Raw genomic sequence first — 13769 nt, 5'->3', positions numbered from 1 at the left:
GGCCTTGCGCGCCAGCTTGCGGCGCGTCCGATCCTTGCGCGCCAGATCCTTGCGCATTGGATCCTTGCGCACCGGGACCCTGCGCTTGCGGTCCTTTCGGGGACGGGGCGGGGCGGGCGGCCGGGACGGGAGACAGGGCGACGTACATGGTCATCCTCCCGGCTTTTCCGTGCGCGACCGCCGGGGGCGCCCCAGGGCCACCACCTTGTCGGTCGCTTCCAGCAGCCGGGTCACCTTGGCGCCCATGGCAAGCAGGCTCGCGAGCCGCGCGGTGTCGAGCCGCTTCACATCTTCGTACCAATTGGTGAGCTGTTCGATGAGGGCGTGCATCTCCCCGAGCCGGGCCTGGGCGTGGCGCTCCTCCTCGGTGGCGGGTTCCTGCATCAGCAGTTCGCGCAGCACCGACAAGGTGGGGTCCACCTCACGCTTCTTGCGCTCCTCGGCGAGGGTTCGCAGGATCTGCCAGGTGTCGTCGGGCGTGACGAAGAAATCCCTGCGATCGCCGGGCAGGTGCTTCAGCAGGACCAGGTTCCAGGCCTGGAGTTCGCGCAGGCTCATGGACACGTTGGAACGGGAGATGCCCAGCGCCTCGACGATCTCGTCCGCGCACAGCGGCCGGGGGGAGACGAACAGCAGCGCATAAGTCTGGCCGACGGTGCGGTTGATGCCCCAGCGGCTGCCCATTTCGCCGAAATGCAGCACGAAGGCCTGGACCATGGCGGGCAGCTTCATTTGATTTCTCGGAAAACTGAATTTTCAGAAAATTCTGAAAATTGCATACTGCAACCCGCTCATGGCAGCAAGGGCCATGCACCCCCTGGAGCTCCAGGGCGGCCTTCCCGACCGGCATCGGTCGCACACGATTCCGCCGGCCTCCCGGACCCGGGTGCCGACGCCGGCTTTATCCGCCGTCGGAAACCGCGCGTCCTTGATCCGGCGCAATCCGATTGGAATGCGGCCTCAGGCCGGCGCGCAATAAATCCCGTAGAGCGTCTCCAGCACCGCGCGCACCTCGTGGCTCGCGAGGCTGTAATAAATCGTCTGGGCCTCGCGCCGTGTTGTGACCAGACCTTGCAGCCGCATCTTGCCCAGATGCTGGGACAGGGCGGATTGGCTGAGCCCGGCCAACATCGCGAGGTCGCCGACCGATCGCTCGCCCTCCACCAGATGGCACAGCACAAGCAGGCGCTTGGCATTGGCCATGGAGGACAGGAGCGCGGCCGCTTCCTCCGCGCGCGCTTCGAGCACGGGGAGCGGCAGTTTTGTGGATGCGGGCGGTGAAGAGGGGATTGACATATTAGAATCTTCGAATATACGTAACTAATAACTTATATCAGGAGGCCCCCCATGGTCAATGTGGGAACCGTCGATAGGGCCGTGCGGGCGCTCGCCGGCATCATATTGCTTCTGCTGCCCTTTCTGCCGGCGGTCGCCACCGCGCTCGCGGGCCTGGGGGCCTGGATTTGGATCCTGTCCGCGATCGGCGCGGTGCTGCTGCTGACGTCCGTGTTCCGCTTCTGCCCGGCCTACACGCTGCTGGGCATCCGGACCTGCGCGACCAAGTAGACCTGCGCGACCAAGTAAGGAGGCGCATGACCATGACTCCCTTCACCCCACTCGCCTCCCTGTTCGGCGGGATGTTGATTGGCCTGTCCGCTGTTCTGCTGATGGCGGGGCAGGGGCGGATCGCGGGCATCAGCGGCATCGCCGCGCGCCTGTTGCCGCCTTATGAGGGGAGCGGGTTCCTGGGCCGGCTCGGCTTCGTGGCCGGCCTGGTGGCGGCCCCCTTGCTCGTGGCCGCGCTCACCGGCGCGCCGGTGGTGCAGGCGGTGTCCGGCAATCTCCCCCTGATGGTCGGCGCCGGACTGCTGGTGGGCTTTGGCTCCGTGTGGGGCAGCGGCTGCACCAGCGGCCACGGCGTCTGCGGCATCGCCCGGCTTTCGCCCCGCTCGCTGGTGGCGACCCTGGTCTTCATGGGCGTCGCCGGCCTCACCGTGTTCGTTGTGCGTCATGTGGCGGGGGGCTGAGATGGGCGTCATCGTGAATGTGCTCGCGGGCGTGATCTTCGGCCTCGGCCTGGTCGTGTCCGGCATGGCCAATCCGGCGAAAGTGCTGAACTTCCTCGACATCGCCGGAAGTTGGGACCCGAGCCTCGCCTTCGTCATGGGCGGGGCGGTGGCGGTGGCCGCGGCCGGCTATCGCTGGGTCCTCGGCTGGCCGAAGCCGCTGTTCGCCGCAAAGTTCCAGGTGCCGACCCGGCGTGACATTGATGCGCGCCTGCTGGTTGGCCCGGCGCTCTTCGGGCTCGGCTGGGGCCTCTCCGGCCTATGTCCGGGCCCGGCGCTGACATCGCTCGCGCTCGCGGCGCCCGGTGTGCTGGTGTTCGTGCCCGCCATGTTCGCGGGCATGGCCGCCGCCCGCTGGCTCGCCCAGCGGCAGGATGCGCGCCCGCCCGCGCACCCCGCCGGATCCGCCCCGCAGAAATCCTGAACCTAGACCCGAAGGGAGGTTCCCATGTCCCCCATTCCCCATGCCGTGGATCTGACCGTGAAGCCCGAGGTGACGGCCTTTTTCGACGCGCCCACCAATACTGTCAGCTATGTGGTGAAGGACCCCCACTCGCCCGCCTGCGCCGTGATCGACAGCGTGATGGACATCGACTATGCGGCCGGGCGCATCGCCTATCGCTCGGCGGACGAGATCATCGCCTTCATAAAGAGCCACGGGCTCCAGCTGGAATGGCTGATCGAGACCCATGTCCATGCCGATCATCTCTCGGCCGCGCCTTACATCCAGGGCCAGCTGGGCGGCAAGCTGGGCATCGGCGACAAGATCACCGTGGTGCAGGACACGTTCGGCAAGATCTTCAACGAAGGCACGGAGTTCCAGCGCGACGGCAGCCAGTTCGATCGCCTGTTCGCCGATGGCGACACCTATGAGATCGGCACCATGACCGCCTTCGCCATGCATACGCCCGGCCATACCCCGGCGTGCATGACCCATGTGATCGGCGATGCCGCCTTCGTGGGCGACACGCTGTTCATGCCCGATGGCGGCACCGCGCGGGCGGATTTTCCCGGCGGCGATCCCGCCGTGCTCTACCGCTCCATCAAGCGCGTGCTGGCGCTGCCGCCGCAGACCCGCCTGTTCATGTGTCACGATTACGGCCCGAACGGCCGGCGGATCCAGTGGGAAACCACGGTGGCCGAGGAGCGTGCTCACAATATCCATGTGCGCGACGGCGTCACCGAGGCCGAGTTCGTCGCCCTGCGCACGGCCCGCGACGCGACGCTGGATATGCCCCGCCTGATCATCCCCTCGATCCAGGTCAACATGCGCGCCGGCGACCTGCCGCCGCCCGATGCGGCAGGGAAGCGCTTTCTGAAGGTGCCCATCAACGGGCTCTAGCAGGATCCGAGCCGAGGACGCGCGCCCGGGCGGCGATGCCCGTGGGACCGGAAGGAATGTCATGCCGGAGTTTTTCGTGTGATCACGCTTACCGATACCTTGGCCGGCGGCTCGGGCATGTTGGTGGGCTTCGTGCTCGGCCTGATCGGCGGGGGCGGCTCGGTGCTGGCGGTGCCGCTCCTGGTCTATCTCGTGGGCGTGCCCTCGCCCCATGTGGCCATCGGCACCAGCGCTGTGGCGGTGGCGATCAGCGCGCTTGCCAATCTCGTGGGCCACGCGCGCGCCGGCCATGTGAAATGGCCCTGCGCCATGGTGTTTGCCGCGGCCGGGGTGATCGGGGCGGCGATCGGCTCCACCATCGGCAAGGCCATGGATGGGCAGAAGCTGCTGCTGCTGTTTGGCCTGCTCATGGTGTTCATCGCCATCGCCATGATGCGGCGCAAGGGCGATGCGGACGATGCCGGCGTGCGGCTGACGTCCGCCTCCGCGCCGGTCTTGCTGCCGCGCCTTCTGGCCTATGGCTCCGGTGTCGGGGCGCTATCGGGCTTCTTCGGCATCGGCGGTGGGTTCCTGGTGGTGCCCGGCCTGCTCGCCGCCACCCGCATGCCGCTGCTGTTCGCCATCGGTTCGTCGCTGGTGGCAGTGACCGCCTTCGGCGTCACCACGGCGGTGAATTATGCCCTGTCCGGCTTCATCGACTGGCGGCTGGTGGCTTTCTTCATCGGCGGTGGCATTTTAGGCGGCCTGTTCGGCGGACGGCTCGCGGGCGCACTGGCGCCGCGCAAGGCTGTGCTTTCCCAGGTGTTCGCGATGATCGTCGCTGTGGTGGGCATCTATGTCATCGTCCGGGGCGCGATGGTGCTTCTGGGCTAGAGGTTCAAGCAACCCCCACCAGGGCGGCGAGGAAAACGTGCCGGCTCGGCCGGACGCAGGGTTTTTGCCGCTCCCATGACACGCCGGGGCGAAAACCGCCCACCGCGCCGTGCCGCGCCGATCCCTCGGGTACGCGCCACGCGATCGCGCGCTTTATCGTGCGGCCACGTTCCGTGCGCGCACTGCACCCGGCGATTGACGCCATCCTCCGGTCGCGCGGGATCCTTCAGTCGGCTCTTGCCGCGACCTTCGGCCTCCAGATGGCCGGTATCCATTGCGGGAAGCGGGGGATTTCCGGGCGCGGGGCTGCGGTCTCGGTCGGGTTGCGGGCCGCAACTGGTGCGGGGGCGAATAGCTGGGTGCGCTTTGACCGAAATCGCACGCTGAAATTGCGCCTGTCGCCGTCGCCGCCCTTGTTCGCGCGCGGCTTCGAGGGCCGCCCATGGGCGATTGCCGGAGGGGCGCAAAGACTTGTGTTGAGCCGGGCAGAAAGTTTCGCCGACCGGCTTGTCTCAGGCGCGCGAGCCGCTATATTCCGCCGCCTTGCCAGAGCGTGGCGCTTCAACCGGCGCCGCATGTTTCACGACAGCTTCGGCGGGTATGCCGTGCATGGCGCCTGTGTTCGGTCCGTCACAACGGGCACGACCGGGCGATGCATGCAGGACAGTGGGCCCGGGACGGCTGAGAGCATGGACATGCTCCGCTGCCATCCCGTCCGCTCCCGTGCATAAGGTTCCGCGCGCGCCTTAGGGCCGCGCCGTGGAGAGGTGGCCGAGTGGTTGAAGGCGCACGCCTGGAACGCGTGTATACGGGCAACCGTATCGAGGGTTCGAATCCCTCTCTCTCCGCCAATCATTGCGATAAGTCATTGAAAATAAAGATTTATCTCTCTCGAGCGATACCTCTCCCCACATTGCACCCCACATTTTGAGCGTGCTGCTCGCGTGCGCGCGAGGCGACGATCTCGAGTCGATGAACACGTTCTGCGCCTCGGCCTTGAGCAGCGATCTCGATTGTATCGGGCGTCATGCCTGCCCAAAGCCGCTCTCGCGGGCAGGTCAGATACATCGCCGCCTTGAACCGCTGAGGGGCAAATACTCAAGCACGATGCGCGATCCTAATCGAAGCCAAAGCCTCCCCTCAGCACGAGTTTCTTGACAAATAGACAGTAATATGATACAATGCAGAGGCGGAGACTGCCGCCAGTCTCAGGAAAGATCGCATCATGACTGTCAAATCTCAGGCCGCTTCCTCCGGCATTCTCGTGCTCTTCAATGCCACGCCGTCCCAGGCCGCAAAGTTCGAAGGCGAGGCCGCCGAAAAGGCGCGCGCTGCTGCCGAGGGCCTCGGCCTTCGCAGCGTCACGCTGAGCCCGGCGAAGGACGCCAAGCTCATCGCGAGTCTCGCGCGCGGCGCCTTCGACAAGGAGGGTGCTCCCCTGCTCGGCGCGGTCACGCCCCGCATGGTCAGCGAGCTCGCGGCCGTGGCCGAGAGCGCGGCCAAAACGGCGCCTGTCGTGCAGTTGATTCCGAAGGCCGCTGAGGCGAAGGCGGCCGCGAATGCGACGACGACAGCGCCGGCCGTCGAAACGGCCGCAGAGGCGGCCTCGGGCGCCACGGACAAGCCTGTCTCTGCCGTGGCCATTGCATCGCAGAACATGCTCGACGGCGGCAATCTCGGTGTTGTCAGTAAAGAGGTCGCCGTGGGGCTCTGGCCCGAGATTGCCAGCGGCCATTTGGTGCTGGCGCCGGACTATGAAGACGGTGCCTTCAACGGTTGGTGGCCGGCCGAGGTGATCAATCGCGATGCGACCCGGGCCACGCTCAAATGGCACGGCTTCGACGATCTGCCGGTGATCACGCGGCCGATCAGCCAACTCGCCCTCATGCATCCCGATTGCAAGGCGTGAGCGGAAAGCTGGGAGGCCTCAAGGCCTCCCAGCACTATTATCCGGTAGGCTTCCGACGAGGTGCCCGCTTTCGGATGGGGGGCGCCGGGTCGCTCGCCCCAGCGGCGCTTACTAATGTCGACATCTCAACGCCCAGAGCCTGCGCGATCGCCCATATGGTGGTGAGGGTGGGATTTCTGCGCCCGCCTTCTAAGCCGCTGACGTAAGCACGATCGACGCCCATACGTTCAGCCACCTCTTCCTGAGAGAGGCCGATCGCCAGACGGCAGCGTCGAACGTTTGCACCAAGCACATGTTGCGCATCCACCATGGTGCGATGGCGCGTCATTGTGCACTAGTGTGCTACGCATTATAGTGCACGTTACGAAATTCATCTCCGTCGATGCCCAATTTTCCAGGGCTTCGCCCCCTCAGAAAGGAACCCCTCCGATGGCCTCTCCCAGGCTGATCAGGACGCTTGCGCTGTGCGGCAGCCTCGGCCTGCTCGCCAGTCCCGCCTTGGCCCGCTCCGAGTACGGCTACAAGGATCGCATCTTCGAGCAGAAGTACGTCCTGCCGGAAAAGCTCAGCGACGATGAGCTCGTAATGCTCCGCCTGCTGTTCATGACGATCGGCACCACCCCCGCGCAGATCGAGGCGTTCTTCGGCGCGGAATTGGCCCAGGCCATGGGCGGCGCGTGCGACACGGTCGTGATTTTGAAGAAGGCGGTCTCCGCGCCGCCCCTCTCGCCGGCGCAGGACATGATCGCCAAAGCCGCCCAATCTTCGCCGGCCCCGACATCGAAGCCGCAACAATCCGGATTGTCCGTCGACGAGCTCTGCCTGGCGCAGACGGTTCTGTTCAAGTTCGCCTATGCCGACAGCCTGTCGACCGACCGGCAATTGAGCGATCTGGCGGCCGCGACCCGCAGGCGCTTCGCCGCCAACTGGATGTCGCTGGCCGAGTTGCAAAAGGCGGACATGCAGACCGCAGCCGGCAGGCTCACCGATATCCGGTCGCGTGTGACGCGCCTCGCCGCTGTCGGTGTCGTCGTTTCCGCCGCCGATGGGGGCGCCATGCAGGACAGCCCCATCAAGGAGACCCTGAAGCAGCTGGCGGGAGATGAGCCCTACACCATCATCGATCGCCGCCTGACCGAGATCGAAGAGGAGACGGCACGTGCCCTTCAGGCGCGCGAAGCGGCGCGCCGACAGGAAGAAGTGCGGCAGCAAGAGGAAGCCCGCCTTGAGCAGGAAACGCGGCGCCAGGATGAGGCGCGGCGTGAGGAAGAAGGCCGCGCAATGCGCGATGCGGAGGCGCGCGAGAGGCAGGCACAGGCCACTGCCACGGCTGCCGCCGATGCTTTGGATGCCGCTCAAGCGCGTGTCGCGCGAGCACGCCAAGCCGTGCAGGCGGCCGAGCGGCGCTTGCAGGAGCGGTCCGCCGCGATACAGGCCGATCAGGCGCGCCGCATGCTGAGCCTGGCCATGGGCATGGCGCGGGGACCGTCCGGCATGGCGCAGGCGTTCCAGGATCTGGCGGGCGGCGGCGGTCCCGATCCCCTGGAAGGAGTGCGGCGCGAGCGAGCACAGGCACAGCGCGAGCTCGATCAGGCCATGGCCGCGCTTGCCACGCTGCGGTCAGCCCCAAAGACGGCTTCGGCGTCGAAGGCCGCACCTGGCGCGCAGCCGGGGGAAGAACGCTGCGTCGAAGGCGGCCGCTGCACCATCGTCGAGCGCACGGTCTTCTGCCGCACCCCGCAACAGCTCACAGCCATCCTGTCGGAGCGGCCGGGAGCGGCGCGGCGCAGGGTGCGCGATCTCTTCGCCAGCACGGGCGACTGCACCATCCTCGACGTCGGCGACACGCTGCAATGGGTCGACGCCCTCGTCGTCATCCAGCCGAAGGGCGAGGCGCCGGCCGAACTCATCCCGGTCGCACGCGCCGACGGCCAGCGCGGCTTCGTGCTCAGCGGCGGCGTGGGGATGGCCCCGCCCGCCACGGCGCAGCGCTGAGCCGCGATCTGACGCGCGTTTCCATCACGTCATCAAACATCGCTTCATCACATCATCGCTTCATTATGGGGGAAAGCATGAAAGTTCTGATGAAAAACCCGAAGACGGGCGAGCTCAAGCGCATCAAGGTCGGCTGGAGCTGGGTCCTGTTCTTCTTCTCCACCTTCTTCGGCATCCCGCTGTTCCTGCGCCGCCTCTATGTCTGGGGCATCCTGATCAATGTGATCAACTTCTCCACGACCATCAGCCAGAGCCTGGCGGACCTCGAGCCGAAGGACGTGGCCCTGGTCGCGCTCGCGACCTGCATCCTCGATCTGACCTTGATGATCTTCTTCGGCGTCAAGGGCAACGAGCTGACGGCCAAGAACTATCTGGAGCACGGCTGGGTGTTCGCCGATCCGGATTCGCAGGAGACCTGGTACGCCAAGACCCGATGGAGCCTCGCCATCGACCGGCCGCCCCATCGCTCCGAGCCGCATCCCATCGAGCCGAACCGCACCGAGCCGACCCTGCGGAGCGAAGGATGATTTTTCGCGAGAAACGCATCTTCGCAAGCATTGCCGCCGTCGCCATCCTGGCGGTGGCGGCTCCCTCCAGCCGGGCGCAGGCGGAAGAGCCGGATTGCGAGGCGCCGGACTATCGCCCCGCCGATTTGCGCAAGCCCATGCGCTTCTTCTCCCCGCCGAACGCCGCCTGCCGGGGCAATGCGCTGGAAAGCGCGGACCTCGCCGTCGGCATGATCACGCCCGACACGCCGCAGGCCTTCGCCGCCTTCGCCCGCGACAATCCCGATGGCGGCATGCTGCAGTTCGTCTCGCCCGGCGGGGATCTTGCCTCCGCCGCCAAGCTGGGCGAGCTGATCCGCAAGGCCGGCTTCGGCACCAGCCTCGGGGAGATCTGCGTCGGCGCCTGCGCCTATGCCATCCTCGGCGGCGTGAAGCGCTACATGATCGCGCAAGATCCCGGCGCCGAGGACCAGGGAGACCAATACGACCGCTTCGAGGGCGCCACCGGCACCCGCCTCGGCGTGCATCAATTCTCCTTCTCGGGCACCACCGCCTATGCCCAGCAGATCATGGGGCGGTTGATCGACTACACGCTGGCCATGGGCATCGATCCGCGCTTCCTGGCTCTGGCGGCCAAGACGCCGGAGGGCGCACCCCACTGGCTCACACCGGACGAGATGCGCGCCTGGAACGTCGACAACACGGCGCGCCACTATGCACCCCTCAGCCTAGAGGCCGCCGGTGGCATGGGCAGAGACATCGGCGCCACTGCCGAAGTGGCCACCAGCCGCTTCGACGATACCACCCGCCTGCGCCTGTTCTGCCGCAAAGGCCGCAAGACCCCCCTCGTCGCCTTGGTGTTCCAGCCGGGCTCGCGCGACACGGCGCTGGGCCAAAAAACCAGCCGGCCGGAGGATGTGCTGAGCATGCTCGAAAACCTCGACATGGAGGTGCGCTTCGAGCGCGGTGGCACGCGCAAACTCGCCGCGCGTGTGCTCGACATCAAGCCCAGCCCCACCGCCGAGGCGCCGTTCCAACTCATCGCCGTTCTGGAGGTCTCTGGCGTGTCATTCCAAGAGCTGGAAGCCATAGTCGCGGTGTCGTTCCAGGACGCCGGCGATCTCTCCCGCGCCGACTGGTCGATCCAGGACGCCCTGCGCTTCCGCGTCTCAGGAGACAGACGTCTGATCCACCTCGCCATGGCCAACTGCACTGAGTGAGCTGTCGTCGATCAGGAGGTCTGAGCCCATGGGCCAAGGGGGGCGGTGTCCGAGATAAGGGGGTAGGAGCTTTCTCCAGACGAAGGAGCAGCAAGTGCCGACGATCCAATGGCCTCTGCGCATCATCGATTTTGAGGCGAGTTCTTTGGAGGATGGCGGATATCCCATCGAGGTGGGCGTTGCCGCGTGGCCGGCTCCGGAGGAGCCCATCCATGTGTGGTCGGCGCTTATCCGGCCGACGCAGGATTGGACCGACTTCGGCCATTGGAGCGAACTGTCGCAAGAGGTGCACGGCATCGACCGGACCGAGCTTGCCACGGCCGAGCCGCCGATGGTTACCGCGAGGACCCTGAATCAGCTCCTCGGCAGCGGTCCAGTCTGGTGCGATGGCGGCCCCTTCGACGCCTATTGGATGAATGCTCTGTTCGAGGCGGCGGGCATAAAGCCGAGCTTCACGATGTGCAGTTGGGACGGCCTGCTTCGCGAACTTGGCGATGAAGTCAGCGAGGGGATACGGGATCAGCTTGAACACGCCACAGTGCGGCACCGGGCCGGCGAGGATGCTGCAATGCTGATGGAAGCGCTTGCGGCTGGATTGAGGCAAGGGCGCTGACCGGTAGGGGTGCCACGGATCTGGACAGCGAGTAGCGCAGCGCAAATGAGTCGGTTTGACTCATACGTGCCCCTCGACTGCCCTTTCAGGGACGTCCGCTTTGCGCCCGATTCCGTTGAAAAAGTCGGCCTGTGAGGCGCGCCGGCACGAAGCCGGATTTGGCGGCCGGACGTCGTCTCCGGTCATGCTGGCCTGACCTGCGGCCCGCTCGGGAGGAGCTTGGCGAGCTTCCTGAGGTTCTGAGCAGTGGCGGCGAGGTGGAACTCGTCCCGGGCGCCGTTTGGGCCGCGTAGTCGCAGACGGTCGAGCCTGAGGATGCGCTTGAGGTGGGCGAACAGCATCTCAACCTTCTTCCGCTGTCGGCGTGAGGTGACGTAGTCGTCCGTAGTGGCAATGTCTCGTGCCATGTCGCGGGCCCCTTCGTGGATCGAACGCGGGATCTTGCGGGCGGGTGTATTGGGACAACACCGAGGCTTCGACACGCAAGCCTCGCAGTCCAGTTTGCTGGCGCGGTAGCGCATCACGCCGTCATCATCGACAAGCGGGCGCGGCATCCGGTAGGCCTTCTGCCGCTGCCGCAACGGCTTGCCGGCCGGGCAGATATAGGCGTCCGCATCGCGATCGTAGGTGAAGTCCGACCGGCTGAAGGTGCCGTCCTGGCGTTCGGATTTGTCGAACACCGGGATGTGCGGCTCGATTCCGCGCTCGTGGACCAGCCAGGCGAGGTTCTCCGCCGAACCATAGGCGCTGTCGGCGGCCAGGCGCGCTGACTAGAGGCCGAAGCGATCTTGTGTGCGCTCGATCATGGTGCGTGCCGCCCCGACCTCCGCCTGCCGGATGACGCGGCATGCTTCCACATCGACGATGACGGCGTGATCGAGGTCGATCAGGTAGTTGGTGGCGTAGGCGAAGAAGGCATGGCCTTTCAGGGCGCCGGTCCATTGCGCCGCCGGATCCGACCTGGAGACGAACTTCGGCTTCACCTCGCTCGCGGCGCCCCAGGCGGCCTCGTCGAGCGTGTCGAGATATTCCCGGACCGACCGGCGCGTCTCGGCGAGCCCCTCCCAGTCCACCTGCTCCGAGGCGGCGGCGGACCGCTGCTTGTTGGCATCCGCTTTGATCAGACTGGCATCGACGGCGAAACCCTCGCCGCCGACCAGCCCCTCTTCGATGCAACACCGCACCGTGGTTTCGAACAGCTCCCGCAGCAGGTCACTGTCGCGGAGCGTCCGTGGCGGTTCTTGGAGAAGGTGGAGTGGTCCGGCACCGCACCTTCCAGTCCGAGCTGGCAGAACCAGCGATAGGCAAGGTTGAGATGCACTTCCTCGTACAGCCGCCGCTCCGAGCGGATGCCGAAGCAATAGCCGGTGAGCAGCATCCGGATCATCAACTCAGGGTCGATCGAGGGGCGCCCGGTCTCGCTGTAGAACGGCCTGAGGTGCGCCCGGATGCCGGAAAGGTCGACGAACCTGTCGATGGCCCGCACGAGGTGGCCAGCGGGGACATGGGGCTCCAGGCTGAACTCGTAGAACAGCGCGTCCTGCACCTCCGTCCGCTCGCCCATCATCGGCCCATCCTCCATCAACAAGGACGACTGAATCAGGACTTCAGGCCGACAGCAACGCCGACTTTTTCAACGGAATCGACCCTTAGCCGTCTTTTGAAATGCCCACTTTCGAGCTGTCGCTCAAGCTTCGAGCTTAGAGCAGAGAGCCACTCTTTAAGGTTGCAGTGAATGTCTCTGCCGTTCAGTTCGCCAGTGGCGACGTGCTGGCACGGGTCCTGGAGGTTCTGCACGATACGCGTCTGCCGGTCGACCGGCTGAAACTGAAGCTGACGGAAACGGCAATCTCCAAGGGTCGTAGCGTTTGCAGCGGAACAGGCAGCACGTTAACCAGCGGATGACTGGCGAGGCGGATGCTAGGGTGGACATCCCATAATCACACTTTCACCATTTTGCTTTCAGCTTGAGTTTCCGCTGAGGAATATTAATCTTGCTCGGAAGATCGACCACAGCGCATCCGCTGAATTTCGAGAGGGGACGGCAAGATGAAGAGCATCGCGCGAATTCTTTTGAACGGTGTGTTCTCTGCGCTCGGGGCGTTGGGGTTGACCGTCGACATGTCGAAAGCCGTCCAAGCCGAAAGTCTCGGGAAGCAGTCCCTTGGCGATGCGGTGCGGTCTTTGCCGCGCTACCCAGGGGCAGAGCGAGGCGATCAGGGGGGAGTGGAAACCTACCTCAACACACCAATGATCCTCACGGCGGAGCAACAGGCGGACTCGCTGTTCGGGGGCAACCGGGCCTGGCGCGTGGACAAAAAGAGCGCAAATCCCGTTACGCCGCAAGCCACTACTCCAGGTGCACAGGGCAGCAAGAAAACCGGAACCATCCCATCGCAGACCACCCCTGGAAGTAAATAGGCTGGCCGATTGCCCTCCGGCGTTAAGTTCAGGGGCCGGCTCAAAGAGAACGTCGTGCCACGAATACGTTTTCCTGGGGGATCAGTCCAAATACATTCTGCGCGCCCCCATACCGTTCCGGCTCCGATCGCCAGCTGAAGATCTCGACCGTGAACCCCGCTTCTCCCAAGCGATCGGGAAAGTCCGCCCCATAGAGGCGCACGTGGCCCCGCTGGCCAAAGGCCATCCGCTGCTCCTCTGCGCAGATGATGGAGGGATCTTCATACGTTGCGCCATTGGCTGCGATCGGAACTTGCAGGATCGCCCATCCCCCGGGGCGCAGCACGCGGAAAAGCTCCGACAGCGCCCGGCGGTCGTCCGGCACATGCTCCAGCACATGACTGCAGATGACCGCATCGACACATGCATCTGCCAGAGGCATGCGCATCAGGTCCATGATGAGGTCGACGTCCGGCCTGTCGATGTCGGCGGTGACATAGTGAAGGTCACTCATCCGAAGAAAGCAGGCTCGCAGATGCGGCTCGGGCGCCACGTGCAGCAGACGGTGCATGTCCGCCAGCAGATCGGTGCGGTTTCTCAGGAACAGGTAGAGCAGCCGGATCCGGTCCGGGCAGCCGCAGATGGGGCAGATGGCGTGCGGTCGCCTGCCGCCGCCAATGACCCTGCGCTCTGCGAGCACCGGTTCATCGATCCCGCCGGGCAGGAAGGACGGCAGTCGAGCCTCGCACACGGGGCAGCGCAGGCGCCAGCCAAGGTGCTTCAGCCAGCCCGCGCGCGGACCGCATGCAGGGATCAGTCTGTCGATGATGCCGAGAGACATGGAT

15 protein-coding genes, 1 tRNA gene and 1 pseudogene are annotated in these 13769 nt (G+C 65.6%); 12 read left to right on the top strand and 5 right to left on the bottom strand.

All coding sequences use genetic code 11. From position 1 onward, the window contains the following. Positions 1–150: 150 nt before the first annotated feature. Both V5F78_RS18555 and V5F78_RS18550 read right to left on the bottom strand, forming a co-directional pair. A complete protein-coding gene (locus V5F78_RS18555) occupies positions 151–732 on the bottom strand; it encodes a GbsR/MarR family transcriptional regulator (protein ID WP_394069994.1) in 582 nt (193 codons plus the stop codon). A 228-nt stretch (positions 733–960) separates the two neighbouring features. Next, a complete protein-coding gene (locus tag V5F78_RS18550; protein WP_394069993.1) occupies positions 961–1296 on the bottom strand; it encodes an ArsR/SmtB family transcription factor in 336 nt (111 codons plus the stop codon). 51 nt (positions 1297–1347) lie between these two features. On the opposite strand from V5F78_RS18550, the gene V5F78_RS18545 reads away from it, so the two are divergent. The 7 genes from V5F78_RS18545 to V5F78_RS18515 all read left to right on the top strand — a co-directional run bounded on the left by V5F78_RS18545 (position 1348) and on the right by V5F78_RS18515 (position 6190). Beyond that, positions 1348–1566 (top strand): YgaP family membrane protein, encoded by a 219-nt coding sequence (locus V5F78_RS18545; RefSeq protein WP_394069992.1) that lies wholly within the window; start codon positions 1348–1350, stop codon positions 1564–1566. A 32-nt stretch (positions 1567–1598) separates the two neighbouring features. Then, complete coding sequence (locus V5F78_RS18540) at positions 1599–2027, top strand: YeeE/YedE family protein (RefSeq protein ID WP_394070437.1); 429 nt, start codon at positions 1599–1601, stop codon at positions 2025–2027. A gap of 1 nt (position 2028) precedes the next feature. Continuing rightward, positions 2029–2490: a DUF6691 family protein gene (locus V5F78_RS18535; protein ID WP_394069990.1), complete on the top strand. Its 462-nt coding sequence runs from the start codon at positions 2029–2031 to the stop codon at positions 2488–2490. A gap of 24 nt (positions 2491–2514) precedes the next feature. After that, positions 2515–3408 (top strand): MBL fold metallo-hydrolase, encoded by an 894-nt coding sequence (locus tag V5F78_RS18530; protein ID WP_394069988.1) that lies wholly within the window; start codon positions 2515–2517, stop codon positions 3406–3408. A 117-nt stretch (positions 3409–3525) separates the two neighbouring features. Continuing rightward, the gene (locus tag V5F78_RS18525) at positions 3526–4281 is read left to right on the top strand and encodes a sulfite exporter TauE/SafE family protein (protein WP_394070435.1); all 756 of its coding nucleotides are present in this window, start codon (positions 3526–3528) and stop codon (positions 4279–4281) included. A gap of 761 nt (positions 4282–5042) precedes the next feature. Then, positions 5043–5132: transfer RNA gene (locus tag V5F78_RS18520), tRNA-Ser, on the top strand. Between the two features lie 413 nt (positions 5133–5545). After that, entirely contained in the window at positions 5546–6190 is a 645-nt protein-coding gene (locus V5F78_RS18515; protein WP_509276267.1) for a hypothetical protein, read from the top strand. Between the two features lie 37 nt (positions 6191–6227). On the opposite strand, the gene V5F78_RS18510 is transcribed toward V5F78_RS18515, so the two are convergent. Then, positions 6228–6500, bottom strand: coding sequence for a helix-turn-helix domain-containing protein (locus V5F78_RS18510; RefSeq protein ID WP_394016428.1), 273 nt, complete (start codon positions 6498–6500; stop codon positions 6228–6230). A gap of 188 nt (positions 6501–6688) precedes the next feature. Here V5F78_RS18510 and V5F78_RS18505 point away from each other — a divergent pair, with 188 nt between their 5' ends. The 4 genes from V5F78_RS18505 (at position 6689) to V5F78_RS18490 (ending at position 10524) form a co-directional block, all read left to right on the top strand. Further along, positions 6689–8185, top strand: coding sequence for a hypothetical protein (locus tag V5F78_RS18505; RefSeq protein ID WP_509276265.1), 1497 nt, complete (start codon positions 6689–6691; stop codon positions 8183–8185). A gap of 89 nt (positions 8186–8274) precedes the next feature. Continuing rightward, complete coding sequence (locus tag V5F78_RS18500) at positions 8275–8712, top strand: hypothetical protein (protein WP_394072762.1); 438 nt, start codon at positions 8275–8277, stop codon at positions 8710–8712. Next, positions 8709–9911, top strand: a complete 1203-nt coding sequence (locus V5F78_RS18495; RefSeq protein ID WP_394072760.1) for a COG3904 family protein — start codon at positions 8709–8711, stop codon at positions 9909–9911. The genes V5F78_RS18500 and V5F78_RS18495 overlap by 4 nt, the downstream gene beginning before the upstream one ends. A gap of 94 nt (positions 9912–10005) precedes the next feature. Further along, on the top strand, positions 10006–10524 hold the full coding sequence (locus V5F78_RS18490) for a hypothetical protein (protein WP_509276264.1): 519 nt from the start codon (positions 10006–10008) through the stop codon (positions 10522–10524). Between the two features lie 182 nt (positions 10525–10706). On the opposite strand, the pseudogene V5F78_RS18485 reads toward V5F78_RS18490, so the two are convergent. Then, a pseudogene (locus V5F78_RS18485) lies at positions 10707–12091 on the bottom strand (IS1182 family transposase). Positions 12092–12573: 482 nt separating this feature from the next. Here V5F78_RS18485 and V5F78_RS18480 point away from each other — a divergent pair. Next, the gene (locus V5F78_RS18480; protein WP_394072674.1) at positions 12574–12945 is read left to right on the top strand and encodes a hypothetical protein; all 372 of its coding nucleotides are present in this window, start codon (positions 12574–12576) and stop codon (positions 12943–12945) included. 40 nt (positions 12946–12985) lie between these two features. On the opposite strand, the gene V5F78_RS18475 is transcribed toward V5F78_RS18480, so the two are convergent. Next, positions 12986–13765: a methyltransferase domain-containing protein gene (locus V5F78_RS18475; RefSeq protein WP_394072672.1), complete on the bottom strand. Its 780-nt coding sequence runs from the start codon at positions 13763–13765 to the stop codon at positions 12986–12988. Positions 13766–13769 lie beyond the last annotated feature (4 nt).

This window comes from Roseixanthobacter glucoisosaccharinicivorans, assembly GCF_043195095.2.
Lineage (GTDB): Bacteria > Pseudomonadota > Alphaproteobacteria > Rhizobiales > Xanthobacteraceae > NCEH01.
The sequence above is the reverse complement of the archived record's forward strand: the minus strand, read 5'-3'. Positions and strand labels throughout refer to the sequence as shown.

Coding starts and splice junctions, on each gene's coding strand:
- V5F78_RS18555 (WP_394069994.1), bottom strand. CDS start 732: ATGAAGCTGCCCGCCATGGTCCAGGCCTTCGTGCTGCATTTCGGCGAA.
- V5F78_RS18550 (WP_394069993.1), bottom strand. CDS start 1,296: ATGTCAATCCCCTCTTCACCGCCCGCATCCACAAAACTGCCGCTCCCC.
- V5F78_RS18545 (WP_394069992.1), top strand. CDS start 1,348: ATGGTCAATGTGGGAACCGTCGATAGGGCCGTGCGGGCGCTCGCCGGC.
- V5F78_RS18540 (WP_394070437.1), top strand. CDS start 1,599: ATGACTCCCTTCACCCCACTCGCCTCCCTGTTCGGCGGGATGTTGATT.
- V5F78_RS18535 (WP_394069990.1), top strand. CDS start 2,029: ATGGGCGTCATCGTGAATGTGCTCGCGGGCGTGATCTTCGGCCTCGGC.
- V5F78_RS18530 (WP_394069988.1), top strand. CDS start 2,515: ATGTCCCCCATTCCCCATGCCGTGGATCTGACCGTGAAGCCCGAGGTG.
- V5F78_RS18525 (WP_394070435.1), top strand. CDS start 3,526: ATGTTGGTGGGCTTCGTGCTCGGCCTGATCGGCGGGGGCGGCTCGGTG.
- V5F78_RS18510 (WP_394016428.1), bottom strand. CDS start 6,500: ATGGTGGATGCGCAACATGTGCTTGGTGCAAACGTTCGACGCTGCCGT.
- V5F78_RS18500 (WP_394072762.1), top strand. CDS start 8,275: ATGAAAAACCCGAAGACGGGCGAGCTCAAGCGCATCAAGGTCGGCTGG.
- V5F78_RS18495 (WP_394072760.1), top strand. CDS start 8,709: ATGATTTTTCGCGAGAAACGCATCTTCGCAAGCATTGCCGCCGTCGCC.
- V5F78_RS18480 (WP_394072674.1), top strand. CDS start 12,574: ATGAAGAGCATCGCGCGAATTCTTTTGAACGGTGTGTTCTCTGCGCTC.
- V5F78_RS18475 (WP_394072672.1), bottom strand. CDS start 13,765: ATGTCTCTCGGCATCATCGACAGACTGATCCCTGCATGCGGTCCGCGC.